25 protein-coding genes are annotated in these 26,351 nt (G+C 54.6%); 15 read left to right on the top strand and 10 right to left on the bottom strand.

The features are described 5' to 3' along the window. Nucleotides 1–86: 86 nt before the first annotated feature. The 3 genes from SYNCC9902_RS08185 to SYNCC9902_RS08175 form a co-directional block, all read right to left on the bottom strand. Nucleotides 87–1,712: a ferredoxin:protochlorophyllide reductase (ATP-dependent) subunit B gene (locus tag SYNCC9902_RS08185; RefSeq protein ID WP_011360389.1), complete on the bottom strand. Its 1,626-nt coding sequence runs from the start codon at nucleotides 1,710–1,712 to the stop codon at nucleotides 87–89. A 57-nt stretch (nucleotides 1,713–1,769) separates the two neighbouring features. Beyond that, nucleotides 1,770–3,008, bottom strand: coding sequence for a ferredoxin:protochlorophyllide reductase (ATP-dependent) subunit N (locus SYNCC9902_RS08180; RefSeq protein ID WP_037988787.1), 1,239 nt, complete (start codon nucleotides 3,006–3,008; stop codon nucleotides 1,770–1,772). 527 nt (nucleotides 3,009–3,535) lie between these two features. After that, on the bottom strand, nucleotides 3,536–3,925 hold the full coding sequence (locus SYNCC9902_RS08175) for a hypothetical protein (RefSeq protein WP_011360388.1): 390 nt from the start codon (nucleotides 3,923–3,925) through the stop codon (nucleotides 3,536–3,538). 113 nt (nucleotides 3,926–4,038) lie between these two features. Between SYNCC9902_RS08175 and SYNCC9902_RS08170 the strand changes: the two genes are divergently transcribed. Then, nucleotides 4,039–4,827, top strand: coding sequence for a BMC domain-containing protein (locus tag SYNCC9902_RS08170; RefSeq protein ID WP_011360387.1), 789 nt, complete (start codon nucleotides 4,039–4,041; stop codon nucleotides 4,825–4,827). 5 nt (nucleotides 4,828–4,832) lie between these two features. On the opposite strand, the gene SYNCC9902_RS08165 is transcribed toward SYNCC9902_RS08170, so the two are convergent. Continuing rightward, nucleotides 4,833–5,414, bottom strand: coding sequence for a non-canonical purine NTP pyrophosphatase (locus SYNCC9902_RS08165; protein WP_011360386.1), 582 nt, complete (start codon nucleotides 5,412–5,414; stop codon nucleotides 4,833–4,835). 346 nt (nucleotides 5,415–5,760) lie between these two features. On the opposite strand from SYNCC9902_RS08165, the gene SYNCC9902_RS08160 reads away from it, so the two are divergent. The 13 genes from SYNCC9902_RS08160 to cbbX all read left to right on the top strand — a co-directional run bounded on the left by SYNCC9902_RS08160 (nucleotide 5,761) and on the right by cbbX (nucleotide 19,122). After that, on the top strand, nucleotides 5,761–6,072 hold the full coding sequence (locus tag SYNCC9902_RS08160) for a BMC domain-containing protein (RefSeq protein ID WP_006169870.1): 312 nt from the start codon (nucleotides 5,761–5,763) through the stop codon (nucleotides 6,070–6,072). Between the two features lie 69 nt (nucleotides 6,073–6,141). Then, nucleotides 6,142–7,554: a form I ribulose bisphosphate carboxylase large subunit gene (locus SYNCC9902_RS08155; protein ID WP_009789299.1), complete on the top strand. Its 1,413-nt coding sequence runs from the start codon at nucleotides 6,142–6,144 to the stop codon at nucleotides 7,552–7,554. Nucleotides 7,555–7,673: 119 nt separating this feature from the next. Further along, nucleotides 7,674–8,015: a ribulose bisphosphate carboxylase small subunit gene (locus SYNCC9902_RS08150; protein WP_006853347.1), complete on the top strand. Its 342-nt coding sequence runs from the start codon at nucleotides 7,674–7,676 to the stop codon at nucleotides 8,013–8,015. 104 nt (nucleotides 8,016–8,119) lie between these two features. Further along, the gene (locus SYNCC9902_RS08145; protein ID WP_011360385.1) at nucleotides 8,120–10,459 is read left to right on the top strand and encodes a carboxysome assembly protein CsoS2; all 2,340 of its coding nucleotides are present in this window, start codon (nucleotides 8,120–8,122) and stop codon (nucleotides 10,457–10,459) included. 7 nt (nucleotides 10,460–10,466) lie between these two features. Then, complete coding sequence (locus SYNCC9902_RS08140; protein ID WP_011360384.1) at nucleotides 10,467–12,215, top strand: carboxysome shell carbonic anhydrase; 1,749 nt, start codon at nucleotides 10,467–10,469, stop codon at nucleotides 12,213–12,215. Between the two features lie 2 nt (nucleotides 12,216–12,217). Beyond that, nucleotides 12,218–12,532 carry a carboxysome peptide A gene (locus tag SYNCC9902_RS08135; RefSeq protein ID WP_011360383.1) on the top strand — a complete coding sequence of 105 codons (315 nt, stop codon included), beginning with the start codon at nucleotides 12,218–12,220 and terminating at the stop codon, nucleotides 12,530–12,532. Further along, nucleotides 12,532–12,783, top strand: a complete 252-nt coding sequence (locus tag SYNCC9902_RS08130) for a carboxysome peptide B (RefSeq protein WP_009789303.1) — start codon at nucleotides 12,532–12,534, stop codon at nucleotides 12,781–12,783. Before SYNCC9902_RS08135 ends, SYNCC9902_RS08130 begins: the two co-directional genes overlap by 1 nt. Nucleotides 12,784–12,835: 52 nt before the next feature. Continuing rightward, nucleotides 12,836–13,360 (top strand): BMC domain-containing protein, encoded by a 525-nt coding sequence (locus SYNCC9902_RS12985; RefSeq protein WP_011360382.1) that lies wholly within the window; start codon nucleotides 12,836–12,838, stop codon nucleotides 13,358–13,360. Nucleotides 13,361–13,472: 112 nt separating this feature from the next. Further along, nucleotides 13,473–15,317, top strand: coding sequence for an NAD(P)H-quinone oxidoreductase subunit F (locus SYNCC9902_RS08120; protein WP_011360381.1), 1,845 nt, complete (start codon nucleotides 13,473–13,475; stop codon nucleotides 15,315–15,317). An 8-nt stretch (nucleotides 15,318–15,325) separates the two neighbouring features. Then, nucleotides 15,326–16,816: an NADH-quinone oxidoreductase subunit M gene (locus SYNCC9902_RS08115; protein ID WP_011360380.1), complete on the top strand. Its 1,491-nt coding sequence runs from the start codon at nucleotides 15,326–15,328 to the stop codon at nucleotides 16,814–16,816. Next, a complete protein-coding gene (locus SYNCC9902_RS08110; protein WP_011360379.1) occupies nucleotides 16,813–17,949 on the top strand; it encodes a CO2 hydration protein in 1,137 nt (378 codons plus the stop codon). Before SYNCC9902_RS08115 ends, SYNCC9902_RS08110 begins: the two co-directional genes overlap by 4 nt. Before the next feature lie 32 nt (nucleotides 17,950–17,981). Next, on the top strand, nucleotides 17,982–18,233 hold the full coding sequence (locus SYNCC9902_RS08105) for a 4a-hydroxytetrahydrobiopterin dehydratase (protein ID WP_041425138.1): 252 nt from the start codon (nucleotides 17,982–17,984) through the stop codon (nucleotides 18,231–18,233). Beyond that, nucleotides 18,217–19,122 (top strand): CbbX protein, encoded by a 906-nt coding sequence (gene cbbX, locus SYNCC9902_RS12150; protein WP_011360377.1) that lies wholly within the window; start codon nucleotides 18,217–18,219, stop codon nucleotides 19,120–19,122. Before SYNCC9902_RS08105 ends, cbbX begins: the two co-directional genes overlap by 17 nt. Here cbbX and SYNCC9902_RS08095 read toward each other — a convergent pair. Both SYNCC9902_RS08095 and SYNCC9902_RS08090 read right to left on the bottom strand, forming a co-directional pair. Continuing rightward, complete coding sequence (locus tag SYNCC9902_RS08095; RefSeq protein ID WP_011360376.1) at nucleotides 19,019–20,344, bottom strand: chloride channel protein; 1,326 nt, start codon at nucleotides 20,342–20,344, stop codon at nucleotides 19,019–19,021. The two genes, cbbX and SYNCC9902_RS08095, sit on opposite strands and share 104 nt — an antisense overlap. A gap of 64 nt (nucleotides 20,345–20,408) precedes the next feature. Continuing rightward, nucleotides 20,409–21,551, bottom strand: a complete 1,143-nt coding sequence (locus tag SYNCC9902_RS08090) for an acyltransferase family protein (protein ID WP_011360375.1) — start codon at nucleotides 21,549–21,551, stop codon at nucleotides 20,409–20,411. 342 nt (nucleotides 21,552–21,893) lie between these two features. On the opposite strand from SYNCC9902_RS08090, the gene SYNCC9902_RS08085 reads away from it, so the two are divergent. Further along, nucleotides 21,894–22,550 carry a helix-turn-helix transcriptional regulator gene (locus SYNCC9902_RS08085; protein ID WP_232179205.1) on the top strand — a complete coding sequence of 219 codons (657 nt, stop codon included), beginning with the start codon at nucleotides 21,894–21,896 and terminating at the stop codon, nucleotides 22,548–22,550. A gap of 13 nt (nucleotides 22,551–22,563) precedes the next feature. Here SYNCC9902_RS08085 and SYNCC9902_RS11805 read toward each other — a convergent pair whose 3' ends face one another. The 4 genes from SYNCC9902_RS11805 to SYNCC9902_RS08060 all read right to left on the bottom strand — a co-directional run bounded on the left by SYNCC9902_RS11805 (nucleotide 22,564) and on the right by SYNCC9902_RS08060 (nucleotide 26,314). After that, nucleotides 22,564–23,373, bottom strand: coding sequence for a DUF3598 family protein (locus tag SYNCC9902_RS11805; protein WP_011360373.1), 810 nt, complete (start codon nucleotides 23,371–23,373; stop codon nucleotides 22,564–22,566). Between the two features lie 659 nt (nucleotides 23,374–24,032). After that, nucleotides 24,033–24,272, bottom strand: coding sequence for a 2Fe-2S iron-sulfur cluster-binding protein (locus SYNCC9902_RS08070; RefSeq protein ID WP_041425484.1), 240 nt, complete (start codon nucleotides 24,270–24,272; stop codon nucleotides 24,033–24,035). A 217-nt stretch (nucleotides 24,273–24,489) separates the two neighbouring features. Further along, a complete protein-coding gene (locus SYNCC9902_RS08065; RefSeq protein WP_011360370.1) occupies nucleotides 24,490–25,980 on the bottom strand; it encodes a cobyric acid synthase in 1,491 nt (496 codons plus the stop codon). A gap of 13 nt (nucleotides 25,981–25,993) precedes the next feature. Beyond that, on the bottom strand, nucleotides 25,994–26,314 hold the full coding sequence (locus tag SYNCC9902_RS08060) for an Npun_F0494 family protein (RefSeq protein ID WP_011360369.1): 321 nt from the start codon (nucleotides 26,312–26,314) through the stop codon (nucleotides 25,994–25,996). Between the last annotated feature and the right edge of the window lie 37 nt (nucleotides 26,315–26,351).

Genomic DNA, 26,351 nt, shown 5'->3' with positions numbered 1-26,351 from the left:
AGTGGTTGAACAGTGTTCGTTTGCCCATAATTTTTTGGCATTATTTGGTAGTAAATACTTATGCCAGGTGGAGAGGTTTTTGTTAATCAAGCGCTGTAATGCGCTTTAGCGTCGTAGAGCGTTTCGCTGTCGATCTGATTGAGACCTTTCTCTTTTGCAAAGGCTTCTGTGTTTCGTCGCACTTTGCCTCGCACAAAGAAGGGGATCTTTTTCAATTCCGCTTCTCCATCCATGGTCCATTCCAAGGTGGCTGTCGCCACAGCTACAGATGATGTGTCTGCCTCAATGGCATGGGTTTCAGTGGAGTTGTTCGCTATTGCTGCGGGAGCATCTTCAACCTGGGCGCTTTGCAGTCCGCCCAAGTGCCCCAGATGGCTTTGATGCCCGTCGACGAACTCAAAGTCGTGGCGGAACATGCCAATCAGATGTTCTTCGAGCCCCATCATTAACGGGTGCACCCAGCTGTCGAAGATCACATTCGCGCCTTCCCAGCCCATTTGAGGGCTGAATCGGGCGGGCACATCTTGGACGTGCATTGGGGTGCTGATTACAGCGCAAGGAATGCCCAATCGTTTGGCGCTGTGGCGTTCCATTTGTGTTCCGAGCACCAGCTCCGGTACGGCTTCTGCCATGGCGGCTTCTACCGCTAGGTAGTCGTCACTGATTAAGGCTTCAAGACCTAGCTCTTTGGCTGCAGCGCGCACGGGACGGGCCATCTCCCGGCTGTAGGTGCCGAGACCCACTACTTGAAAACCCAGCTCTTCGTTGGCGATGCGGGCCGCCGCCAGCACGTGGCTTCCATCTCCAAAGATGAACACCCGTTTGCCGGTGAGGTAAGTCGAGTCAACCGATGCCGAATACCAGGGCAATTTTGAACTGTGCTCCCCTTCCCTTGGGTCCGGTGGATCCATGCCAAGAAGGCCATGCACTTCAGCAAGGAAATCGGCTGTGGCGCCTACACCGATCGGCATGGTTCGTGAGAAGGGCATTCCAAATTGCCGCTCCATCCAGCTGCAACATGATTCGGAAATTTCCGCGTAGAGGCAGATATTGAGATCCGCTTCTGTCAGGCGCATCACGTCGGCCACCGTTGCTTCCAGGGGCACAACAGTGTTCACGTCGATGCCGTGGCTTGCCAGAAGTCGACTGATTTCAATCACATCATCGCGACATCGGAATCCGAGCAGCGATGGACCGATCAGGTTGACGCGGGGTCGGCGGCCCTGGTTCTGCCATGCCTTTGGGTTATGGCCTTCGCTATTGATCTCTTGATTTTTGAGGAGTCCTCGTACCAGTTGGTACAGCGTTTCTGATGCGCCCCAATTTTCTTTTTTGCTGTAAGCCGGAAGCTCGAGGCTCACGATCGGAAGATCAAATCCCATGCCGCCAGCAAGGGCCCCCGGTTGATCTTGGATCAATTCCGCTGTGCAGCTTTCTCCCACCAGTAGGGCGTCTGGCTTGAATCGTTCAACGGCTTCACGGATGTGGCGCTTCACCAGCTCTGCTGTGTCGCCGCCCAAGTCCCGAGCCTGAAATGTGGTGTATGTAACGGGGGGGCGTTTCCCCCGCCGTTCAATCATCGTGAAGAGCAGATCGGCGTAGGTATCTCCCTGGGGTGCATGGAGTACGTAGTGCACGCCTTTCATGGATGCAGCGATGCGCATCGCCCCCACATGGGGGGGGCCTTCATAGGTCCAGAGCGTTAATTCCATGGGAGATCACAAACGAGGGGGGCTTAAAAAGGCGAAACGATGCGGTGTTCGCCGGCGTTAATGCGCGAGGAGTTGATGTCGCCGCAGTGGCCTTGAGAACAGTTCGGCGAGCTCGCCGGCTTGATCGATGCCATGGATTGGGCTGAACACCAGTTCGATCGACCATTTGGTGGCGATCCCCTCGGCTTCAAGGGGATTGGCGAGACCCATGCCGCAAACCACCAGGTCGGGCTTGCTGTCGCGAACCCGGTCCAATTGCAGCTCCACGTGCTGTCCCTCCATCACCGGTGTCCCCTCCGGTAGCAGGGCAATTTCTTCTGCCATTTGGTCGCGATTGAGATAGGGCGTACCCACCTCAACGAGTTCCATTCCGCACTCCCGCTGAAGAAAGCGGGCAAGGGGAAGTTCGAGTTGTGATTCAGGTAAAAGAAAGATCCGTTTCCCCTTCAACACTTCGCGATGGGGAGCCAAGGCAATCTGAGCGCGCTCCATCAAGGGAGAAAGAACGCTGTCGATTTGCGCCTCATCTACCTCAAAATCTCGTGCTGCTGTTTCCATCCACCGCCGACTGCCCTCGGCACCGAGGGGGAAGGGCGCGGTCAGCACACGAGCACCGCGATCTTTGAGCAGCCGAGCTGTTGTTGTGAGATACGGCTGCGTCAGCAGCACCGTGGTGCCAGGGCCAACGGCGGGAAGGTCTGTGGATTGCCTTGGGGGCAAGCTCTTGATCGCGTTGATGTTGAGCTTGTTGAACAGATGAACAAGCCGATCCTCCACCGCGTCAGCCAACGTTCCAACTAGAAGGAGTTGGCGTTCATCAGATGACGGAAGGAACGGAATTAGAGCCGCAAGTGCGCCGTCTTCCCCTTGCGTAAACGTGGTTTCAATCCCGCTGCCCGAATAGTTCACGACCCGTACTCGACCCTGCAGTTCGTCGGTCAGGCGTTCCGCAGCTCGCGAGAGATCCAGCTTGATCACTTCACTTGGGCAGGAGCCCACGAGGAACAGCGTTCGAATTTCGGGCCGGCGTTGCAGCAGCTCTTTGGCGACGCGATCCAGCTCCTCTTGCGCATCGGCGAGGCCGGCCAAATCCCGCTCATTCAGGATTGCAGTGCCAAAGCGCGGTTCGGCGAAAATCATCACGCCCGCAGCACTTTGGATCAGGTGGGCACAGGTGCGTGATCCAACGACTAGGAAAAAAGCATCTGGCATGCGCCGATGCAACCAAACAATCGACGTGAGTCCGCAGAACACCTCCCGCGGTCCACTCTCCTTAAGCAGGGTTGGGCCGGACATCGGCCTCTCCATCGAAGAAACTCACCTCAATGTGCTGAGGAAAAGGCTGTTTAGCTGAATAATTCTCAAACTCTTTGGGATCGGTTGCCTGGGGCAGGCAAAACGTCCCATTGATTAACTGGGATTGAACACAAGCATCCGATTGTTGAAGCCTTGATCGCTGGTTTTTAGCTGGTCTCTAGTAGTTGATGAATGATTCAACGGCCGAATCCGGCTTTGGTTAGGTGATGTCTTGGACCAAAAAAAGGTCTGATACTTCGCATCAATCCACCTGGAATTACCGGTGATTGGTGTAACTAGCTCATCAATTGAACCGTTAGTAGGTTGTCATTAGCTTGTTTTGGTGATGAGATATGGCTGTCGCAGGAGCTAATCGTCGTGAAGAGGTAAATAAAAATGCTTGGTTGATTTGGCTTTTAACTTATAAAAATATCTCGGACTACCTTAAATTATCTCAACAATCCTGCTTGGTTTTGAGATAATTTAAGGCCGCAGCTTTGATGCGTCTGAGAGGGGCAATATCTCGTTCAGAGCCGTCGCCTGAAGCCGTCGTAACGCTCATTCTCGGAACGATCTGAGCTGCTCAGTCGGCTCAAATTCCATACATTTCGGCTCACACGTCGAGCAACGAGCCCACCGCGTTCGACGCGTTCTGTGCCGGGTCGAGCTCCCAACAGCATTGTTACTTCCGCCGTGGTTAGAGGTGCGCCAGTGTCGATAGCGAGAGCGGTCAGCTCGAGCCGTTGACGAAGCTGACGGGCTCGTTCTGTGGTGCTGTTGACGTTTGTTTCAAGCCAAGGCAAGTCAACTTGCCCATCTTGCGCCAGGCGTTGCATCAAGCCGAAGCTCACCATGCCCAGAGCCTGATCGGCATTGAGCCCAAGGGCATTGGTAGGAGTTTGATCCGCGGTTGCCATAGGTCAAAGGATCGATTAATCGGACGGTATCGCTTGCGTTCCAACACGCAAGACCGCAGGGATGATCCATGGCTGCCCGGTTTTGGTAATAAATCGTCCGTTACACTCCCCCGATGACCCGATTCGCCAGCTTCGAGGAACGGGAGCGGCGGCTTGGTGGTAGCTCGCTCGTTACTGGAACAGAGGTGCAGAAAGCCTCTGCTAGTGGAGCCAGCTGCGTCGTCACAACCGACTCGGAATCCCCACGGTTGTTGCGCCAAAACAGCCAGGTTCAGTCGATTGAGCTGCGCACCTACGTTTTTATCGACTCGCTTCAGCCGCAACTGGCGGCCTACATGGGAACGGTGAGTCAGGGATTTCTTCCCATCCCCGGAGATGCGTGCCTGTGGATGGAGGTGTCACCAGGGATGGCTGTGCACCGCGTTACTGATATTGCGCTGAAGGCCAGCAATGTTCGGCTTGGCCAAATGGTGGTGGAACGGGCTTTCGGCTCGATGGCCCTTTATCACCGTGATCAGAGCACGGTGCTGCATTCCGGGGATGTGGTTCTGGAAGCCATCGGCAGCACGATTGCCCAGCGCAATCCGGCTGAGGTGAGCTGGACTGAGGTGATCCGTGCGATCACGCCTGATCACGCTGTTTTGATCAATCGTCAGAACCGCCGCGGATCGATGATTGAGGCGGGCATGAGCATGTTCATTCTCGAAACAGAGCCTGCCGGTTACGTGCTGATCGCAGCCAACGAGGCTGAAAAATCATCGAACATCACTCTTGTGGATGTGAAGGCTGTGGGTGCCTTTGGGCGATTGACCCTGGCTGGTCGTGAGGGTGATGTGGAGGAAGCGGCCGCTGCTGCCATGCGGGCTATTGAGATGGTCAACCGCAACGCGTCATATCGCTGAGTTCCTCAGTGAAGCTTCAAAAATTGTTTTAGGTGTGTTGCCAAAGCGCGAGCTGCTTTGCCTCGGCTTCCCAGTCGACTGAGTTGTGATTCATTGAGTTGGCCATAGGTGCAGCCGGCTTCGCGCACCCAAAGCAACGACTCGTACCCGCCATTGAGATAGGCAGGTGCTTTAAGAATCTCTCCCCAGCACACCCCTTCCGCGGCTGCGACGCAGTTGCCCGTTGGATCGCTGAGCACCATCGTGCTTCTGAAGCAGGCGCTTCGGTAAGGAGTGTTGCCTAATTCATCGAGGATTCGTTGAACTTTGGCTTGATCGCCAGTTGCGTAGCGGGCTGAGTAGAGGCCTGGAGCCCCCTGAAGCGCATCCACCTCTAGGCCGGAATCGTCGGCGATGGCCCACCCTTTGGTTCGTAGGGCCGCGGCGGTGGCTTTCAGGTTGGCGTTGTCTCCATAGGTGTCCCCTGTTTCCTCAACGTCCAAATCGTCGGGTTGGCGTTGAACAACAAGTGGTAGAGGGCCGAGCATGGCTTCGATCTCTGCGACCTTGCTGGGGTTGCCGCTGGCGATGGTCAAAAGCTGGCTCAAGGGTGACCCAGGGATGAGGCACCCATTCTGTGCTTAGGAGAGCTGAGAACGATTATCGCGTTGGTTGCAGCGGTGAAAAAGACCCGAAATTCCAGGCCGCTTAAAGCACCAAGAAATACTGCGATTTGTAAAGCTATGGCGTTACAAAGACGTCGGCAACGAACTATGCGGAAGTCCATACATGACTCCCCACAGCAGTTCGGAACAGTCAGGGACAGGCTGATAAGCAAAGCTTATTAAGTTCAGTATGGACAGTGATCGAGATCGACTCTGGAAACGCTTGACGGCGAGGGTCTTGGCAGAGCAATGTCCCGAGCGAACATTCCAAACCTCTTTCCGGTAGGCAATGGCTAACGAAACCATGGGTATCGCTCTCGGCATGATCGAGACTCGCGGCCTGGTTCCCGCAATTGAAGCCGCTGATGCGATGACCAAAGCCGCCGAAGTGCGTCTTATTGGTCGTGAGTTCGTCGGCGGTGGTTATGTGACCGTTTTGGTCCGCGGTGAAACCGGCGCTGTTAACGCTGCAGTGCGTGCAGGTGCAGATGCTTGCGAGCGTGTGGGCGACGGCCTGGTTGCTGCTCACATCATTGCTCGCCCCCACCGCGAAGTGGAGCCTGCATTGGGCAATGGCAATTTCCTTGGTCAAAAGGACTGAGACCTAGCTGAGCCTCAATTGAGGCCATCACGTCTCACCCCCCTCTTCACCGATTAACGGAAATTTCCAATGAGCAAGAAGTACGACGCTGGGGTCAAGGAGTACAGGGACACTTACTGGACTCCTGATTACGTTCCCCTAGACACCGACCTCCTGGCCTGCTTCAAGTGCACCGGCCAAGAAGGTGTTCCCAAGGAAGAAGTTGCCGCTGCTGTGGCTGCTGAATCCTCAACCGGCACCTGGTCCACTGTGTGGTCCGAGCTCCTCACCGACCTCGACTTCTACAAGGGCCGTTGCTATCGCATCGAAGACGTTCCTGGTGACAAGGAGGCGTTCTATGCCTTCATCGCTTACCCCCTCGACCTGTTCGAAGAGGGTTCGATCACCAACGTTCTGACCTCATTGGTCGGCAACGTGTTCGGCTTCAAAGCTTTGCGCCACCTGCGTCTGGAAGACATTCGCTTCCCGATTGCATTCATCAAGTGCTGCGCAGGCCCACCAAACGGCATTGCCGTTGAGCGTGACCGTATGAACAAGTACGGCCGTCCACTGTTGGGTTGCACCATCAAGCCAAAACTTGGCTTGAGCGGCAAGAACTATGGCCGTGTTGTCTATGAGTGCCTGCGTGGCGGTCTGGACTTCACCAAGGACGACGAGAACATCAACTCCCAGCCGTTCCAGCGTTGGCAGAACCGCTTCGAATTCGTTGCGGAAGCCATCAAGCTGGCCGAACAGGAGACCGGTGAGCGCAAGGGTCACTACCTCAACGTGACCGCCAACACTCCCGAAGAGATGTATGAGCGCGCTGAGTTCGCTAAAGAACTCAATCAGCCGATCATCATGCACGACTTCATCACCGGTGGCTTTACCGCCAACACCGGTCTGTCGAAGTGGTGTCGTGCGAACGGCATGCTGCTGCACATTCACCGTGCCATGCACGCTGTGATTGACCGTCATCCCAAGCACGGCATTCACTTCCGCGTTCTCGCGAAGTGCCTGCGTCTCTCCGGTGGTGACCAGCTTCACACCGGCACCGTGGTCGGCAAGTTGGAGGGTGATCGTCAGACCACCCTCGGCTACATCGACCAACTGCGTGAATCCTTCGTTCCTGAAGACCGCAGCCGCGGCAACTTCTTCGATCAGGACTGGGGTTCCATGCCCGGTGTGTTCGCCGTTGCTTCCGGTGGTATCCACGTGTGGCACATGCCCGCACTGGTGGCGATCTTCGGAGACGATTCCGTCCTGCAGTTCGGTGGTGGTACCCACGGTCACCCCTGGGGCTCCGCAGCTGGTGCTGCTGCTAACCGCGTTGCCCTTGAGGCCTGCGTCAAGGCACGTAACGCCGGTCGCGAGATCGAGAAAGAAAGCCGCGACATCCTTATGGAAGCCGGCAAGCACAGCCCCGAGCTGGCCATCGCTCTCGAGACCTGGAAGGAGATCAAGTTCGAGTTCGACACCGTCGACAAGCTCGACGTCCAGTGATCGGCAGGTTGGACGGCATCAACGTCGTCCAACCACCGCCTTTTGTCATAACTCCGACCGGATTCAACCCAAGTCTTTGGGATATCCGGTCACTCACTTTTCCTTAAACCAGGATCCCCATGCCTTTTCAGAGCACCGTGGGTGACTATCAAACAGTCGCCACCCTGGAGACCTTCGGCTTTCTTCCGCCGATGACCCAGGACGAGATCTATGACCAGATCGCGTACATCATTGCCCAGGGTTGGAGCCCGCTCGTAGAGCACGTCCACCCCTCCAATTCCATGGCCACTTATTGGTCTTATTGGAAGCTTCCCTTCTTTGGCGAGAAGGACTTGAACGTTGTTGTAAGTGAGCTCGAGGCTTGCCACCGCGCATACCCCGACCATCACGTACGCATCGTTGGTTACGACGCCTACACCCAGGGCCAAGGCTCCTGCTTCGTGGTGTTTGAAGGACGCTGATCTTTCGATCACTTCATCAACGAGCCCTGATCTTTTTGATCAGGGCTCAAGACTTTTCGAAGGGAAAGACTCCCTTCACTTATTGACGACACTCTCGGGCGGACATGGCCAGACTTTCCAGTCGCGAATTAGCACTTGAGCGCCGTAAGGCCCTCACTACCTCCGGGAAGAAGGCTTCGGTTGCCTCCGGTTCGGGTCGTGTTCGCATAGCGGCCGATGCCCGTTCAACTCGCACCAATGCCAATGCATCGGATGCCGCTGTTGAAGTGTCGACACCTGCCGTCGCTGTAGCTCCGCGACGCCCGCAGACATTGACCGCATCGTCAGCTCCGCGTTCCCGGGTTAAGCCGGTAAGCCAACCCAGTCGTGAATTGGTGCTTGCCCGTCGAGAAGCACTTTCACGTCGAGGGAAAACCGCCGACAAGACCAGTGATCGGAATCGTGCCGACGTCGCTCGTCAGACTCCAGTTGTTGCTTCAGTAGTTGTTGCTTCAGCAGCAGCCACTGAGTCATCTGCAGCTCCATCCCGTGCTGCGGCCACCGTTCAGTTGAGTGGACGCTCCAGCGAGAGGCGCCAAGCCACTCCAAAGCGTCGTGCGATTGAAAATCCCAGTCGCGCTTTGGTTTTGGCGCGTCGTGATGCCATGTCGAAGCATGGAAAAACCGCTGGCAAACAGCCCACGAGTGCTGCAGCAGTGGCCCGCCAGGCCAATCCAGACCTCACCAGCCGTGAACTCGCGCAACAGGTTCGTGAACTGCGTGCCAAGTCTGGTTCTCGTACGAAACAAAGCGCCGGGATCACGCGTCCATCTGGCCCCAATCGTCATGGCGCCAAGCAGGCTGCCGATGCCCATTGGAAAGTGGGTGAAAGTGAGACTTCCGCTGGACAAGTTGTCACCGGTACCCAAGCCAATCGCTCGGTGAAGACCACCGGGAACGAAGCCAGCACTTGCCGTTCGATCACTGGTACTGAGTACCTCGGTGCTGAAGTCTTCCAAACCTTCTGTCAATCCGCACCTGAAAAGACAACACCAGCGAAGGTTCGTGTCTCTGCCACAACCCATGGCAACCGGGTCACCGGTAATGAAGTGGGTCGCTCCGAGAAAGTGACGGGCGATGAGCCCGGTACCTGTAAGAACGTGACCGGTACCGAATACATCTCGGCGAATCAATCCGCTGCCTATTGCGGCGGTTCGACTCCTTCCCCTCGCAAGGTTGGACATAGCCAAAGCCAACAGGGCAGACGCATTAGTGGCGTCATGGTCGGCCAGTCTTCCAATGTCACGGGCAATGAGGCCGGTGCAAACCGCAGCCTGACGGGTGATCAATATCTTGGATCTGATCCTTTGCCTGAAGGACGCCCAGCCACCAAGGTTGGTTTGTCTGAAACTCTCTCTGGAACTGGTGTTACTGGCACTCTTGTCGGCCGTTCATCGGCAGTCACCGGTGATGAGTTCGGGTCTTGCCACCGCGTCACTGGCAATCAGTACTTGAGTTCTGAACAGTTCTCTACGTTCTGTGGTGCCAAACCAGAAGCACAAGCTTCCAAAGTGGGCTTCAGCGTCACCAACCGCAATCTGGTGGTGAGTGGAACCCAAACCGGCCGTTCGGAGCGCGTCACTGGGGACGAACCCGGCACGTGCAAAGCCGTGACGGGAACCCCCTACGCAGGTCTTGAGCAAGCCGGTCAGTACTGCGGCACCCCTGCGGTTCAAGCGATTCGTGAACGCACGCCGTCTCGTCCTGGTACGCCAGCGGCTCCCATGACTGGGCTTCAGCCCGGAATCGGTGGTGTGATGACGGGTGCAGAGCGCGGTGCTTGCGAAGTGATTTCTGGTACGCCGTACATCGGTGGTGATCAGCTGGCCGCGGCATGCGGAGCCGATGCTCCGGCTGGAGCCGATAGTCATGGACAGCCTGAAAGCGGATCTCCATGGACAAGCTTCAGCGTGGTGTCACCCGCTCGGGCCGCTCAACAGCAGAAGGATGCAACGTCTTCTGTCACCGGTACGTCTTATGAGGACGGCCAACGGATTACTGGCCCTTTTGACCTGGCTGGCGGAAAAGTGACCGGTACAGAGCAATTTCGCTTTGACAACCGTGAGTTCCAAACCCGTCAGCAACAAACCCGCCAGTTTCAACCCACGGTTATGTCTCCCCAGGCCGACAAAGAACCTGCCAAGCCTGTGTCCCGGGTAACTGGTGAAGGCTCGTCCACCAAAGTGACTGGTGATGACTGGGATCGTGGAGAGCACGTCACCGGTACAGAAGGCGTTTCGGCCCGTCGCCGCAACCCCACCCGTCCTGGTCCCATGAGTGCCATGGCGCCTAAGGACAACAAGCGGAATGAGGAAATCGAGTGGCCGATGAGTCGTGTGACGGGCTCCAGTGGCAGCACCGACAAAGGCTCTTTGATCACCCTTTCCGGCGGAGCCAGGGGCTGATCTGCTGATGGTTCGCTCTATGCCTTCCCGCAGCGGGCGAGCTCAGGCCCCCACGGCTCCGAGTCGACGTCAGTTGCAGCAAGAGCGTTCCGATCAAACGGATCGCTCCCCGGCCTCGAACAGTTCAACCGGTTCAGCTCGCAGTGTCGCCCTCGAACGACGCCGTGCTTTGACGACGGCTGGTAAAGCTGCGGTTGTGGTGCAAGGTTCCCTTGGGGCTGGCCGTACTCGCACTGGACGCGACAAGCGTCGTCCGACGCCCCAGCAACCGGGATGGGTGAGACGGGATCAGGCACCATCGCGCTCGGTGCCGTTCAACCTCAGTCGTTCCTCCCTGCCTCTCAATTCTCGTCAACACCCCCTCACCAATCAGGTTGCGAACGAACGTCTTCGTTCGTATGAGCTGGATGTGAAGGGTCGCTTTGATCGCATTGTTCCCCTGCTCCAGCAGGTCTCTGCTCTCCAGCATGAGTCCGACTTCCTGGTCCAAGCACAGCGCTTGAGTCGGGCTGAGCTGGGATTTGATTTGCCTAGCCACATCCTGGAACGGGCATGGGTGCGTCCCCTCGACATGCGCGGCTTATTTGCCTGGTGTGTGTTTGAAAGCCACCGCTTGTTTAGTGATCGCTTTTTTCAGGACGACCCGTTGCAGGGCGCTGAGGGGAGTGCTGCTGCCCAAGAATTTGAACAGTTTTTGCTCGATTGCGGCATCCATCTTTTGGATGTGACGCCCTGTTCCGATGGCCGCTTGGCTCACACCGTGGCCTATGCGTTGCGGATTCCGTTTAGCGCTGTACGCCGCCGCTCTCACGCTGGAGCGATGTTCGACGTAGAGAACACGGTGAACCGCTGGGTGAAAACAGAACATCGCCGTCATCGAGAGGGCAAGCCCAATCCATCCACGGAACCAACTCGCTATCTGAAGGTGGTCACGTATCACTTCAGCTCTCTTGATCCCCATCATCAAGGCTGCGCAGCCCACAGCAGCAACGATGCATTGGCGGCATCGGCCGGTCTACAGCGCCTCTTGGATTTTCGAGAAGCCGTTGAAAACAGCTTTTGTTGTGGTGCCTCCGTTGATCTCCTCCTGATCGGCCTTGATACCGATACCGATGCGATTCGCGTTCATCCACCGAATCGCGACAGCGAAATGGTTCTTGATCAGTGGGTTTGTGCTCGCGAGCTCCATGACGCAACCGCTGGGATGTCTCCGGATCAGGCGATGGCCCAGTTGGCCGAGGCTTTGGAATCTGCTGCTCCAGGTCCGATGGAGCCCGGCATGGTTACGTTCATGACCCGTTTATTGGCCAACAACTGCTCACAGATTGATTACGTGCAGGATCTGCATGGAGCGCCCTATCCCGATGCCGGACATGCCGAGCGTTTTATTGGTGTGGGCATTGGTTTTAAAGAAGTGCATCTTCGAAATCTCACCTATTTCGCCCACCTCGACACCGTCGAGGAAGGAGCCCCTGATCTCGATGTGGGCGTCAAAATTTTTCGAGGACTCAATGTGTCTCGAGATTTACCGATCCCTGTGCTGGTTCGCTTCGATTATTCGGGGCGTGTTCCCGGTGCTCGCGATCGCGCCATTGCCGATTGTTGGCGCGTGAATCAAGCCATCGCAGATCGTTATTCCGATTTGGTCAAAGACGGTTTGCTGCACACGTGCTTGACCGTTCGTGACCGGCATCAAGCAACAACGGCCGAGATTATCGGCTCAACGCTCGACCCCCAGATTCAGGAGGCTCACTGATCATGCTCATCGTCAAGGTCGTTAAGCCACTGGTCTCTACCAATCGCATTCCAGATTTCGAGCACAAGCATTTGCAGGTTGTGCTTGATGGCAGCACCAAAAAAGTCGCCGTAGACGCTGTTGGTGCCAAGCCAGGCGACTGGGTGATTTGTGTGAGTAGTTCAGCTGCTCGAGAAGCGGCTGGAAGTAAGTCGTATCCCAGCGATCTCACGATTGTCGGGATCATCGATCATTGGGAACCGGATCCGCCTAAAACAGCGTCGCCCTCACCCAGTTCTTCTCCCTCCACCAAATCGTCAGGAGGCTCAGCAGGCTGATGGAGATCATGCAGGTATCCGACACGTTGATCTGCACCTTCCGCGTTGCCGGTTTGGATCACATGCATTTGCGCATTCTTGTGAATAACAAGGGCAAGAAACTGGTTGCTGTTGATCCTGTAGGCGCCAGAAAGGGCAACTGGGTTTTCACCGCTAGCGGTTCGGCTGCGCGGCATGCCTGCCCAGATAACACCGTGCTTACCGATCTCACCATCGGCGGGATCATCGATCACTGGACGCCGGACGGATAGGGATTGTCCCTCCTCTCCTCCGCCTCCGTTCTGCATCCAATTTTTACCAGCTATGGCTACTCCTTCCTCCACACCGCGTCGTCGCAGTACTGCTGCTAACAAGACAGTTGATGTGAAGCCGGTTGCTGCGACCACGGCTGCAGCAAGCGCAGGCGCGACTGACAAGGGGAAGACCGCTCAGGCCGCTCAGAAGTCGTCGAGCCCTGCCTCGAAATCAATAGCAAAAACGCCTCCGAGGGGTGGTGGCTTGGCCCCATCCGGTGCAGGCTCGAACGCCCGTGTCGGTGGAGTTGCCCTTGGCATGATTGAAACTCGCGGCATGGTTCCAGCGATTGAAGCCGCTGATGCAATGACCAAAGCTGCGGAAGTGAGCTTGGTTTGCCGTGAATATGTCGGTGGTGGATATGTGACGGTGATGGTGCGTGGTGAGACCGGTGCAGTGAACGCTGCAGTGCGTGCCGGTGCCGACGCCTGCGAGCGTGTCGGCGATGGCCTCGTGGCTGCCCACATCATTGCCCGCCCCAATGATGGTGTTGAGCCAGCTCTCGTTGGCACAGGAGCGATCCGTCGCAGTTGAAACCACAAATCGCCGATGAAAGTGGTTCAACCAGAGGCCCCCAATTGGCCTTTTCACGCCTAGATTCTCGGCCCGATCAACGACCTGCCCGATTGCGATCCCGCTTGCCGTTTTGAATCAGGAGCTTTCGTTCTCTCTGCTAACCGCCTGGTTGATTCCGTTGTACGGATTCGTCGGGATGCTTGTTTCCCTGCCCTGGGCAGCTGGCTTGTTCCGTCGTGTGGCCCATCGGCCAGCGGCCTATCTCAACATCTTGCTCACGCTGCTGGCCTTCGTGCATGGCAGCGTGATTCTCCAAGAGGTGTTTCAGTCCGGACCCGTTGATCTCTCCTATCCCTGGCTCACCGTTGCGGATTTGGAGCTCGACATCAGTTTCAGTTTGTCGCTGACCAACCTTGTCGCCCTCGAGCTGATCACAGGGTTGAGCCTGTTTTCCCAGGTGTATTCGCTTGGATATATGGATAAGGAATGGGCTTTGGCTCGTTTCTTTGCCTTGCTTGGCTTCTTTGAGGGAGCGATGAGTGGTGTGGTGCTGAGCGACTCACTCTTTCAGAGCTATTTCCTCTTGGAAATGCTCACCCTCTCCACTTATCTATTAGTCGGTTTTTGGTATGCCCAGCCTCTGGTGATCACTGCCGCGCGGGATGCCTTTCTCACCAAACGTGTGGGAGATGTGCTGCTGCTCATGGGCGTAGTGGCTCTATGCAGTTTTGCTGGAGGCATGGGATTCAATGACCTGTATGCATGGGCTGCCACTGATTCCCTGTCACCCCTTGCCGCAACGCTTTTGGGCCTTGGTTTAATCGCAGGGCCAACCGGAAAGTGCGCTCAGTTCCCGATGCATCTTTGGCTAGATGAAGCCATGGAGGGGCCGAATCCCGCTTCAATTTTGAGAAATTCGGTGGTGGTCACCTGTGGAGCCATCGTTTTGCTCAAGGTGATGCCCATCCTTCAGCACTCACCGGTGGCATTGACGGTGCTTTTAGTGATCGGAAGCATCAGTGCGATTGGCGGCTCTTTGGTGGCCTTGGCTCAGGTGGATATCAAGCGAACCATGTCGTATTCCACAACGGCACACCTGGGCTTGGTTTTTATCGCCATCGCTTTGCAAATTCCAGTGTTGGCTCTGCTGTTGTTGTTCTCCCATGCCGTCTCGAAAGCTTTGCTCTCGATGAGCATCGGAGGGGTGATTGCATCGACGAACTGCCAAGACATCACCGAACTGGGGGGCTTAGGCAGCCGGATGCCTGCCACCACCACGTCGTTCATCATCGGCGGGGCTGGTTTAGTCGCGTTCCTGCCGCTGGGAGGTTTTCTCGCTTTTGCTCAGTCGATCGAGTTGTTAAGCGTCCGCTCAATTCCGTTTATGGCGGTGTTCCTGATCACCAATGCGCTGACGGCCTTGGGTTTGGTTCGCGTCTTCCGGCATGTGTTCTTGGGTGATGCTTTGATCAAATCCCGTCGAGCCGCCGAGGTGAACTGGCAAATGGCGCTGCCGATGGTCGCCTTATGTGTCGTGGTTCTTCTCACGCCTGTTCTTCTGGTGCGCCTTGAATCCCTCGATGGTTTGCTGGCTTTTCCTTTGTGGGCGGCAGGACTGGTTGTTGGCAGTGGCTTGATTGGCCTGCTGGCAGGCGCCTTAATCCCCTTGAGCAAAGCTTGGTCGCGGTCGTTGAATCCAGTGCTCCGCTGGTTTCAGGATCTACTGGCCTACGACTTTTATACCGAGCGTTTTTATCGACTCACGATTGTCAATGTCGTGGCTGGTTTCTCCAGACTTGCGGCTTGGTTTGATCGCAACGTTGTCGACGGCGTTCTTCACGGTGTGGCTCGTTTGTCCTTGCAAAGTGCAGAAGGGCTCAAGCTCAGTGTGAGCGGTCAAAGCCAGTCGTATGTGCTCACGGTTCTGGTGGCCATTGTTCTTTTTCTCACAGCAGTGAGTTGGTTCCTCACTTAGTTGATCTGATGTTGCTCTCGCTCCTACTTCTGATCCCGTTCTCTGGGGCTCTCGGTTTACTGCTTTGGCCAACGACCCAAAGCAGTGAGCGGATTCGGATCGGCGCGATTGTGATTTTGGTGGTGCAATGCGTTGCCAGTTTTGCCCTGTTGCTTCCTTTCGACCCCACCGATGCAGCCCTGCAACTGGTCGAGCAGGCTCGCTGGGTGCATTCCATTGGCCTTGATTACGCCTTGGCAGTGGATGGTTTGTCGCTGCCACTGGTGCTGATGAATGCCGTGCTGTGTTTGGTGGCAGCAGTGGCGTCCCGATCCATCGACAACCGTCCGAGGATTTATTTCGCCCTCCTGCTGGTGATCAGTGGTGCGGTGAATGGAGCGTTTCTCTCTCAAAACCTGCTTCTCTTTTTCCTCTTCTATGAATTAGAGCTGATTCCGCTGTGGCTCTTAATTGCTGTTTGGGGAGGGGCGAATCGCTCCTATGCCGCAACAAAGTTTTTGATCGTTACGGCTGTGTCGGGAATGTTGATTCTTGGCGCGTTCCTGGGGCTTGCCTTCGTCACCGGAACGATGGATTTCAGCCTGAGGCCAATCCTGAGCGGTGAATTGGGATTGAAAGCTCAGTTCTTGCTGATGGGAGCTCTGCTGATTGGTTTCGGCATCAAAATTCCGCTGTTCCCGTTCCACACCTGGCTACCCGATGCCCACACGGAGGCATCAACACCAGTTTCCGTGCTTTTGGCTGGTGTTCTGTTGAAGTTGGGAACGTACGGTCTGCTGCGTTTTTGCTTGGGTTTATTCCCAGAGGCTTGGCAGTTGGCAGCCCCTTGGCTGGCTGCTTGGGCCGCCATTTCAGTGCTGTATGGCTCGCTGGCGGCCATTGCCCAAACAGATATGAAACGGATGGTGGCTTACAGCTCCGTTGGCCACATGGGATACGTCCTATTGGCAGCAGCAGCGGCGACTCCCCTGGGATTGATGGGGGCGCTGTTCCAGATGATTAGTCATGGCTTGATTTCAGGCGTGTTGTTTCTCTTGGTGGGTGTGGTTTACGCCCGGACGGGCACGAGGGATCTCAATGTTTTGCGGGGCCTCCTCAACCCCGAACGGGGCCTGCCGCTGACGGGATCCCTCATGATCATTGGCGTGATGGCGAGTGCGGGTATTCCTGGTATGGCTGGTTTTATCTCAGAATTCCTGATTTTCCGGGGCAGTTTGCAACCGTTCCCTGTTGCCACCCTGCTCTCGATGGTGGGATCTGGCTTAACCGCTGTTTATTTTCTGTTGTTGGTGAACCGCGCATTCTTTGGGCGTTTGGCCATTGCTCCAGGCGAAGTCGCCAATCCGCGCGTTCTGGATCGGGTTTCCCTGCGCGAGCAGGTGCCAGCGATTGCCTTGAGCCTTGGTGTTCTGGCCCTTGGTTTGGCTCCTGAGCTGCTCTCCAACCTCAGCGAGGCCGCCACAACCGGATTGAGTCAACTCAGCGGAGGATTGTCATGACCACAACAGTGAAACCAATCACAGCGCCTGTTCTCCCCGATCAAGAGGAATTAATTCAGCGCCTGTTGTCTGACTCCCCGTTGTTGGCGGATACGCAAGACCATCTCGTTCAGGTGGTGAATGTGTTGGAGACCTATGGAATCGTTCTTGATGCTTACAGCAAAAACTTGGTGGATCAAGGAGAGAAGCAGTTGCTCAATCCTTTCCCCATTTTTCGTTTTTTCCACGAGGGGTTAACGCCAAAGCGGCTCTGGGATCACCTTCTCGGTGATCGGATTAATTTCGAGTACGCCGAATATTGTCAAAAAGCGATGTTCTGGCATGGCACTGGGGGCCTTGATGCCTATCTCGATAGTGAGCCTTTTCAGGATGTTTGCCAGAGGATCATCCAGCGAAAAGCCCAGCGCGATCCTTTGCTGGCCCTCACCAACAAGTTGTATCCAGGGTTTGCTCCGGAGTCGATTCGTTCTCTCACCACGATCTATTGCTTGGGCTTGTTCTGGCGTGTGATGAGTGATCTTTTCGTTGATTTGGCTCGTCGCTATGCGATCAAGGAAGTCACCTGTGTCAACGATGTGGTGCATCACATCCGTGATGGGCTTGTTGCTGCTGCCGCTAACCCAATCACCTACGGGGTGGATGTGGCGGGAGAAAAAATCTGGGTGTTGCCCCCGGAAGCTGGTCTCACATTTTTGGTGGATGTCGCTGTTCCTTACGTGGAAGCGGTGTTTTTTAGGGGTATGCCGTTCCTCGGCACCGTGTCTTACAACGCCCAGGCACGTCAGATTTCACCAGACATCAGTGATTTCAAGTACGGCGCTCTATACGCCGATCCGATTCCCAGCATGGGAGCTGGTATTCCCCCCAGTCTCTGCATGAAAGATATGTTCCGGCATCTGCCGGAGGAACTCGGTCGTTGGTACGACGATCACGGCCGTGGCCAAGTTGATGTGCATGTTCAAATCTGCGTCAGTTTCCAGAAGTCGATGTTCTGTGTCACCAACGGGGCGATTGCTGGAACGATGCCCCATGCGCTCGATACCACCGATGCTGATCAACAAGCTGCCAACCGCGCCTATGCCGAGGCTTGGTCTGGGCGGTTGATGGGCTGTCAGCGGGGAGCGCTCCTCTAGGTTTTAGGGAGGGCTTGGTCTCGGTACGTTGCATGGATCAGTGGCAGGAACGCAAGCGCCCGGTTTGTCTTGAGCGGCGCTACGAATTCGAGAGTTACAACGCCACCAGGGATTTCTTGGATCGCCTTGGGGAGTTCAGTGAGACAACCCAACGCTTTCCCGATATCAGTTTTGGAAAAACGTATGTGAACATCACGCTTCGCCCTGAGTCGGATGAGGCTGATGCTGTTTTGACGGATGCGGATCGCAGTTTTGCGGTAGAGATTGATGCCCTCATCCGTTGATTTAGCGGCGGCCTATGCCGAATCTGGGGTCGCCGATGTTCAAGAGCAGCTGGACCGTGAGCTGATTGGTCTGACGTCGGTGAAGACGCGGATTCGTGAGATTGCAGCGCTGTTGCTCGTGGATCAGGCACGGCAACAGATGGATCTCCCCAGCACGGCTCCGAGTTTGCACATGTCCTTTACAGGGCGTCCTGGCACAGGAAAAACCACCGTTGCGCAGCGCATGTCGCAAATCCTCCACCGTTTGGGATATTTGCGTAAAGGGCATTTGGTGACGGCGACCCGGGATGATCTGGTTGGTCAATATGTGGGCCACACAGCGCCAAAAACAAAAGAGATGATCAAGCGTGCCCAGGGTGGTGTGCTGTTTATCGATGAGGCCTATTACCTCTATAAGCCAGGAAATGAGCGGGACTATGGCGCCGAGGCGATTGAGATCCTGTTGCAGGAAATGGAGCGACAACGAACGGATTTTGTCGTGATTTTTGCTGGCTACAAAGACAAAATGGAGACTTTTTATAGCTCCAATCCAGGCCTTTCATCGCGGGTAGCGCACCATCTTGATTTTCCCGATTACAGCGATCAAGAGTTGATGGCCATTGCAGATTTGTTGCTTGAAGCTCAGCACTATTGCTTGAGTCCTGAAGCAAATGAGGCCTTTGAGGAGTACATCGGTCGACGCCGTCAGCTGCCGTTTTTTGCGAATGCCCGATCGATTCGCAATGCCATCGATCGAGCACGACTGCGTCAGGCAAATCGATTGTTTGAGCGGATGGGAGACGCCTTTACAAAGGACGACTTGATGACCATTGAGGCTTCGGACATTCGTGCGAGTCGAGTGTTCGCTGGGGAGGTGGAGGGACATCACCCAGGCTTGTCCCCTGCTTGATCAGGTGAGCCATGGCGACTCCCACCAGCAGACCACTAGCCCCATGCCCCTGAAGTAAAGCCAAGCCCAGCACAACAACCACCAGTGGTGAAGGCAAAAGAATGCGATAAAAGGCGCCCGTGAGCCCTCCGCACCAGCTGCCGAGGCTGCCCAGGTCGGGAAAGATTTGATGGAGCCCCGTGCCGGTGGCACAGGCAATCAAAAAAACAGGGAAAAAGATCCCACCACGCCAGCCTGTTTCAAGGCAAAGGCCCAGCATCAACAGTTTGCCGAAGGCGGATAAGAACAGCAGTGCGGAGGGATGGCTTTGTTGGTTTTCCAGCAGAGGCCGCATCTGCTCTTCCCCGCCAAAAGGCACGAGGGGAAGCCAATGCATCAAGGCACCTAGCAGCACTCCGGTGACTACAGGCCACCAGCACCAGCGCGCCATGAGCCGCCGTTGTTCTAGCCAGTAACGCCACCTTTGGAAGATGAGTCCCAACCCGCAACCGACTGCTCCGGCTAGCAACGCTGCAACAAGAGTGTCGAAACTTTCCCCAATGTTGGAGGGCCAGACGTAGGGCAAGTTTTTGAGGGACCCACCGCTGGCTTCATTGATGCCGTGGAAAGCAACAAAACCACTAAGCCCCCCCAGAATTCCAGGGATCCAACGGCGAAGAACGTCTTGTTTCCGCTCACCGACCACCATGCCTCCCAAGAGAGGGGCGCCGAGAAATCCCAAGCTTCCGGCCACAGAGGCTGACTGCAGAGCTTGATCGTTGCCTTTCCACATTCGACGACTGATCAATGTCGCAAGTCGCGTCATTAGGGCTTCTGGGCCAATGCTGCCACCACCGATCTGGGCGAGGGCAGCCCCAAGAATGGCCCTGCGCTCGTCTCGTTTTGGTGCCCGGTCTGGATGACGCAAGTCCTCCATGGTTTCTGGGAGTTCGGGCAGCAAGGTGGAGGAACCACCGCGATGAATGAACGAGAGAAGCAATCCAAAGCCCCCGCAGACCAACACCGACCAAGCCAAGGGTGGAGCTTGTCCGAGGGCCTGTTCAACCGGACCTCCCCAAAGCTGTCGTGTGGCGAGATCAATCAGGCTGATGATCAATGCCACGCCCGCCCCACTTGCTGCGCCGGCGAACAACGCCATCAGGCTGAAGCGCAGTTGATCGATCAGAAGTTTGTTGATCAGTGGAGGGTGAGCGAGGTGTTGGCCTGAGTGTCGCTGATTCATCCGCAGACGGGTAGGTGTTGTCTCTGAAGGTGTCTGCCCCACACCTGTTGGGACGCTCGAAGTCTTAGATGATGCGACGGACGGCAGGAATGTTTCGCAATTGATGACTTCCCCAAAACGACAGAACGATGGCCAAAATCGTGGCCGATAGGCTCAGGATCCAAATATTCGTTATACCTAACAGGTAGAGGGGCATAAAACATCCATAGAGGATGGGCATGTGAATCAAATAGGCACCAAAGCCATCTCGTCCTGCTTGGGCTAACCATGCTCCGCCAATGTGCTCATGCTGCTGAGTCCAAGTAAGAAACATAGCCATATAGCCCCAGCCTACGAATGGAATGAGGGCCGATAAAATTGGCAATGCTTGCTGAAGGAAGTAGGAATTGTTGCCCATCAGAATAGTTGCAACCATGATGGCCAAAAAAGTCAAGCTGATCAACAGAGATGCTTGAAACCATGAAGATGCCAAACGTAGATTGATGCGTTCAATCCAACGATGGGATGCTGCCTTGCAGCCAACGGCAAAGAGAAATCCATAGGTGAATAGGTGCATACCTTGATACCCAAGACCATCTAGGTTTGTTTCCTTCAGGTTGATCCAAACATTTGAGAAATGGCTCATTTCCATTTCTGCTAGTCCAAGAATCATGGCACTGATGAGCCAAGATCTCCATCCAGGAACGGATGTTGCCTGATTGATTGAAAATTTGGTTTTGCGAAGGCCTACCCATATGCAATACAGAGCATTGAACAAAATCAAGACAACTAGAAACCATTGTGGTCCGATTCTGTTGAGCGGTAGGTTGATGATGCTCTGGCCGAATGCAGGGCTGTCAGGTACAAGTAATCCGCCAATTGGTAAGATATTATTAATCAAGATTATGCTAAATATTAAAGGGATTCCAAGGCGAATGAGGCGATTTTTGGCAAACTGCTTAAGGCCTTGCTTTTGAACCGATTCAGGTAATAGATATCCAGATATTAAAAATAAGATATTCATGAAAAATGTATTGCTTACCCAGACAAACCAAAGATTCACGCCCTCAAATAGTGGTGCATCTTTGATGAGTTGGCCGACGCCATCGGAGGACAGGCTGGCGAGTAGAACAGTATGGGAAGCGATCACCAAAGCGATCATGATCGCTTTGATCTGGTCGAGAAAAAGGCTCCTCTGTCTTGGCTTGTTTTGAATCAGTGACTCCATTACTCGATTGTTTTTGAGTTAGATGTTTTTATTGTTCTTGCCTGCTTTCGTCTGGTTGCTTTTTTGGTCAGAAGGAGAAGGCTTTGAAGCTTTTTGATGGTTGGTGTTTTACCAGTCTATTCATTGCTTTGATTGATTATTTTGATGCATTGTTGAAATGTATTGTTGAGATCACAGATCGCGCTCCAGCCACTTTCACGATTCATCTTCAAGAGTTGGTGGGGCCTGGCTCTTTGTTCATGTTGTAGTGACATTGGCCAAGATCAGCTCCAAAATGGATCATGATCAACAGGGACTGCTTCCCTTTCCCCGAACGTGGAATACTTTGTTCAATCGGATCGCGTGCGCGAAGCTTTCGAGGAGGTGAAAGGCCTGCTAGCAGGTAAAACTTCGATGGCTTGTATGGGAGATATGCTCACGCTGGCAGCCTTTAGTCATGCTATTCCCATCAATAATTCACTTCTAGGTGCATTTACAACAGAGCGAGAAGCGTTAATGGCTTGTCAGGATAAGCAGCCTGATTTGCTGTACATCACGGAACAGTTGGAACAGGGATATGGTATTAATCTTGCTTTAAAAGTTAAAAATATTTCCCCAGCCACTAGTGTTTTAGTGTTTTTACACCGTGAAAGCCAAGACGTTGTGCGAGAAGCAATTGAGGCGAATGTTGATGGAATTATCTTCGTTCATTCCATTGGTCAAAGTGCCGATGGCGATTTTTTGAAGTCGATTCGCGCGATTGCGAATGGATCAAGTTATTACCCGAAGGAAGTGAGAACCATGGCTGGTTATGTCAAAAGTATCGCACTTGCCGGATTGTCCGACCGTGAATCAGAAGTTTTAGAAGCGTTGTGCCAAGGAATGAGTAATAAAGAGATGGCTGAAGTCTTGTTCGTCAGTCCTGAAACAATTAAAAGCCACGTTAGTACTGTGATTGGCAAGCTTGGTGTTAAAGACCGAACTCAAGCAGTGATTTCTGCCATACGCGCAGGGATGTAATGAATCTGTTGTTTTAAGATTGTTCAGAGGTCTGATCCATCGTCTGCTGGCTGATTGCAATGAGTTGATGGGTCTGGTTATAATCTGCTTGAATAATTTGAAGCTGATTATTTTTTGTTTGCCAGTAAATTGTGATGCCAAATGACTTGTCTTGTAATAACACTTTTGGGCAGCGAAGAATGATGTTGTCAGGAAAGAAATGATTGGCATGATTGTCCTTAAGTTCATCTTCGTTCCACTGCCATTGACGGGCTTGTATTGGATCTCGGAACAGGTCTGATTGAATTCGGAGTTCTTCCCCTTGCCATCTTCCCTCAATCGTCCAGGGATTGACTTGCTCAGTGTTGGTCGACCAGTTGTTGTTCCATGGGTCTCCGCGGTATTCACGAATGCTTGCTGTATGCAGTAATTGTCCGCTGTCTCCATAGAGAACTCCCACGCTATGGCGAATGTCTTTTTGCGTTAGAAAGAGTTCAAAGGGTTGATATTGGGTGTTTTTAAGCTGTGGTATTAACCATGCCGCTGCACCATTCTCAAAGGCGAAGCCCCGCATCAAGGTGCTTGCTGGATGAGCAAATCCATCGTTGTGGCTATGTTCATCGATGGAATAATTCCATCGCATTGTATTTGTATCGCCATTGGCATACATTTGTTGATTAGTTTGAGCGATCTCAGAGCAGTCTGAATTGGCTGAAAATGAACGTTTGCTTTTAAATGATTCCTGAATTTTGCCCGATTGGGAATATCGCGTCCACTGGCCTAGCCAGCTGCCTAAATGGTGCTGCCAAAATAAATTCCAATTGGTTGTGGATCGGCTGACCATACTATTGTTGTCGCTTATAAGGTGCAAACTGCTTGTCTTGGCTTGGACAGGATAGGCGATATCAATTTCTGAGTTCGACGGCCCGATGCGCCAAAATTATTTTAATTTGTAGATGAATGAAGTTGTCGTTTGCTATGCCATCGTCCAATTCTTGGCATGATCAAAATTAAGGCTGCAAGGAAGCACATCGTGAGGAGCAAGCCGTGCATGAAAAAAAATGTGAGCACGATATGAATGGTGATTGCTACTGCTGCGAGCATCGCTAATCCTGTTAAAGCAGCGCTCCTTAACGTTTTGGTGTAGCTCCGCATCTCAAGATTGCCGATGGCTGAACGGTATCGCTCAACCCCTTGCTGGTCCACCCCGTTTGCTGACTTCTTTCGTTGGCTGGATCTCACTAAACAGATCACCCATTCATGGGACGACATCACGCCTTCATGGGGTGAAACTTGGAGTATCCACAATGAAAAACTATGGTTCAACTTCCTACACTGACCATGCGAGCTGAACGAGAACAGCTTGCCCAATTGATGAGTCAGCCTTTTGCATGGCGGCCCGATTACAAGCAAACAAAGCAATCTTTTGAACTTTTTGTGCAGGATTTGCAAACCTCGAAGGTGATGGAATGTCTTGTGGCAATGCAATCTGGCTGAGTTCATTTACCAGTAGGGGTCGGTGGCAAATGTCACCACTAATTCCCCCGATTTGGAGGGTGGAACTGTGCTGATGCAGGCCCGAACCATCTTTCCGTTCACTTCGATTTCGCAGGCGCCACAGCTGCCCCCCAGACAGCCGGTTGGGATCGAAACGTCTGCGTTGCTAGCGGCTTTTAACCAGTCCTCGCCAACGGTTTCCATGGTGGTTTGGCCATGGGGCCAACGCACAGGAATGCTGCTCATCGCTGTCATCGTGATGATCACTATGGTTAAAGATAACGTTCACTCGGTGGTTCTTATCTGTTGGAACCGTCAATATCAAGTTGCTCGGCTCAATTCAATTCTTTTATGGAATGGATTGTGTTGAGAAGCTTGTTCATTTGGTTGCGGTGTAGAAAGCTCAATGAGGGACGGCCGCAATATCAAACCTCTGTTTCTTAGATGACGTGATGAACCACTCTCAGCGCAAGAGTGGTTCGAGATTGATGTGTTCTTCGAAGGCATCAGCGAGCCGATCGAGCAGTGCCTCCCGCTGCTTGCTGTGATGCTGCTGCTGCTCGGTAAGCGGCGGCAATCCTTTAGTCGCTCGGAGTTGGTTGAGCCAGCGCCGTCGCCAAGGGCCGCTTTCAAACACTCCATGCAGATAGGTGCCTGCCACCAATCCCCCATCCTCTCCGAAACGTTTAACCCAGCCCAGCTCGGCTTCACCGCATAACGGTTCGCAGGGGGCAGATGCTGTGGTGCGGCCGTAGTGCAGCTCAAAGCCTTCTAGTTGAAGCGTTGTGTTTCCTTGGGGCCAGAGAGCTGCACTGCTGCGCTGCCGCAATGCTTTGTTGTCGGTGAAGACGGTGTGAAGCGGAAGGAGGCCAAGCCCGGTTTCGCAGGAGTGAGCGCCACCTTCTAGGCCCTGGGGATCCTCAAGCTCCTGGCCGAGCATCTGCATGCCACCGCAAATACCAAACACGTGGCCTCCCCTAGCGCTGTAAGCCTGAAGGGCGGCCGCAAGTCCACTGCTGCGCATGGCAGACAAGTCCCGCAGGGTTTGCTTGCTGCCCGGAATCACCACGGCATCGGGCACGCCAAGCGCCTCCCCTGGAGAAACCCATCGCAGCTGCACCGTCGCTTCCGTTTCCAGAGGATCGAGATCTGAGAAGTTGCTCAACGACGGCAATCGCAACACGGCGATGTCCAGGTCGGAGGCACCCCTGCTGGGCTTTCGCTCAAGCAGGTCGAGGGAGTCTTCGGGGGGGAATAACTCATTGAGCCAGGGCATCACTCCCAGCACTGGCACTCCGGTGTTGTCTTCCAGCCAGGTTCTCCCCTGATCAAACAATTCGCGGCGGCCGCGGAACCGGTTGATCAGGATTCCTTTGATTAGCGGTCGTTCCACCGGTCGAAGCAAGGCGAGGGTGCCAACGATTTGCGCAAAGACGCCGCCCCGTTCGATGTCGGCGACGAGCAGACAGTTGGCTCGTAGGTATTGCGCCAATCTGAGGTTGGTGAGGTCGCGGCGCTGCAGGTTCACCTCCACAGGGCTGCCGGCTCCTTCCAGGACTAAACGTCCTTCAGGCCATTGCTGCTGCAGTTCGCTTAACCCGCTGCGAATGGCTTGCCAGCCTGGGCGAAACCAATCGCGGTAGTAGTGCTCGGCGCGGGCGGTGCCGACGCTTTGGCCTGAATGGATGACTTCGCTCGTGCTGTCGCCCTTCGGTTTGAGCAGCACAGGGTTCATCGCGCAGCAGGGCTCAAGACCGGCTGCCCAGGCCTGCATCGCTTGGGAGTAGGCCATCTCGCCTCCCGCGCCATCCACCCAGGCGTTGTTACTCATGTTCTGCCCTTTGAAAGGCAGGGGTTGCTCTCCCTGACGTTTCAGGACCCGGCAGAGGGCTGCTGTCATCAAGGTTTTGCCGGCACCACTAGAGGTGCCGAGCACCATCAGTGGGCGCTGCATCGCAAGCCTCCTTTCAAGACATCCTGCGCCGAAGCCAGTGTTGGAGCCACTCGTTCCAAGACACCGGCAGACGCAGAAGGTCTGGCGTGTCGTCGAGCATTTGGCGGCCGAGGGGTGTCAGTCGGAATCGGCTGGTGAGGCCCTGGCCATCCACTTCCCGGCGTAGGACCCCCACGCAAATCAGCCAAAGCAGATCGTTCTCGAGAGAATCGCTGTTGCGATACCAGCTCCCCTTGCGTTGATACAGGCGCGGGTTGTTGAGGAGTTGGCCCGCATCCAGCCCCTGCTCTTGAAGGCCTCGATAAACAGCTTCAGCAAATGGCAGGCAGCGCATTGCCCTACTGGCCCGATTGCGGCTGCGTTGGTCGAGC

It is taken from the genome of Synechococcus sp. CC9902 (genome assembly GCF_000012505.1).
Lineage (GTDB): Bacteria > Cyanobacteriota > Cyanobacteriia > PCC-6307 > Cyanobiaceae > Parasynechococcus.
Note: the sequence above shows the minus strand (reverse complement) of the source record. Positions and strands in the feature narration are given on the sequence as shown.

Bases quoted from the DNA above. Each gene is read 5' to 3' on its own strand.
- SYNCC9902_RS08185 (WP_011360389.1), bottom strand. From the start codon at position 1,712: ATGGAATTAACGCTCTGGACCTATGAAGGCCCCCCCCATGTGGGGGCG.
- SYNCC9902_RS08180 (WP_037988787.1), bottom strand. From the start codon at position 3,008: ATGTCCGGCCCAACCCTGCTTAAGGAGAGTGGACCGCGGGAGGTGTTC.
- SYNCC9902_RS08175 (WP_011360388.1), bottom strand. From the start codon at position 3,925: ATGGCAACCGCGGATCAAACTCCTACCAATGCCCTTGGGCTCAATGCC.
- SYNCC9902_RS08170 (WP_011360387.1), top strand. From the start codon at position 4,039: ATGACCCGATTCGCCAGCTTCGAGGAACGGGAGCGGCGGCTTGGTGGT.
- SYNCC9902_RS08160 (WP_006169870.1), top strand. From the start codon at position 5,761: ATGGCTAACGAAACCATGGGTATCGCTCTCGGCATGATCGAGACTCGC.
- SYNCC9902_RS08155 (WP_009789299.1), top strand. From the start codon at position 6,142: ATGAGCAAGAAGTACGACGCTGGGGTCAAGGAGTACAGGGACACTTAC.
- SYNCC9902_RS08150 (WP_006853347.1), top strand. From the start codon at position 7,674: ATGCCTTTTCAGAGCACCGTGGGTGACTATCAAACAGTCGCCACCCTG.
- SYNCC9902_RS08145 (WP_011360385.1), top strand. From the start codon at position 8,120: ATGGCCAGACTTTCCAGTCGCGAATTAGCACTTGAGCGCCGTAAGGCC.
- SYNCC9902_RS08140 (WP_011360384.1), top strand. From the start codon at position 10,467: ATGGTTCGCTCTATGCCTTCCCGCAGCGGGCGAGCTCAGGCCCCCACG.
- SYNCC9902_RS08135 (WP_011360383.1), top strand. From the start codon at position 12,218: ATGCTCATCGTCAAGGTCGTTAAGCCACTGGTCTCTACCAATCGCATT.
- SYNCC9902_RS08130 (WP_009789303.1), top strand. From the start codon at position 12,532: ATGGAGATCATGCAGGTATCCGACACGTTGATCTGCACCTTCCGCGTT.
- SYNCC9902_RS12985 (WP_011360382.1), top strand. From the start codon at position 12,836: ATGGCTACTCCTTCCTCCACACCGCGTCGTCGCAGTACTGCTGCTAAC.
- SYNCC9902_RS08115 (WP_011360380.1), top strand. From the start codon at position 15,326: ATGTTGCTCTCGCTCCTACTTCTGATCCCGTTCTCTGGGGCTCTCGGT.
- SYNCC9902_RS08110 (WP_011360379.1), top strand. From the start codon at position 16,813: ATGACCACAACAGTGAAACCAATCACAGCGCCTGTTCTCCCCGATCAA.
- SYNCC9902_RS08105 (WP_041425138.1), top strand. From the start codon at position 17,982: ATGGATCAGTGGCAGGAACGCAAGCGCCCGGTTTGTCTTGAGCGGCGC.
- cbbX (WP_011360377.1), top strand. From the start codon at position 18,217: ATGCCCTCATCCGTTGATTTAGCGGCGGCCTATGCCGAATCTGGGGTC.
- SYNCC9902_RS08095 (WP_011360376.1), bottom strand. From the start codon at position 20,344: ATGAATCAGCGACACTCAGGCCAACACCTCGCTCACCCTCCACTGATC.
- SYNCC9902_RS08090 (WP_011360375.1), bottom strand. From the start codon at position 21,551: ATGGAGTCACTGATTCAAAACAAGCCAAGACAGAGGAGCCTTTTTCTC.
- SYNCC9902_RS11805 (WP_011360373.1), bottom strand. From the start codon at position 23,373: ATGGTCAGCCGATCCACAACCAATTGGAATTTATTTTGGCAGCACCAT.
- SYNCC9902_RS08070 (WP_041425484.1), bottom strand. From the start codon at position 24,272: ATGAGCAGCATTCCTGTGCGTTGGCCCCATGGCCAAACCACCATGGAA.
- SYNCC9902_RS08065 (WP_011360370.1), bottom strand. From the start codon at position 25,980: ATGCAGCGCCCACTGATGGTGCTCGGCACCTCTAGTGGTGCCGGCAAA.
- SYNCC9902_RS08060 (WP_011360369.1), bottom strand. From the start codon at position 26,314: ATGCGCTGCCTGCCATTTGCTGAAGCTGTTTATCGAGGCCTTCAAGAG.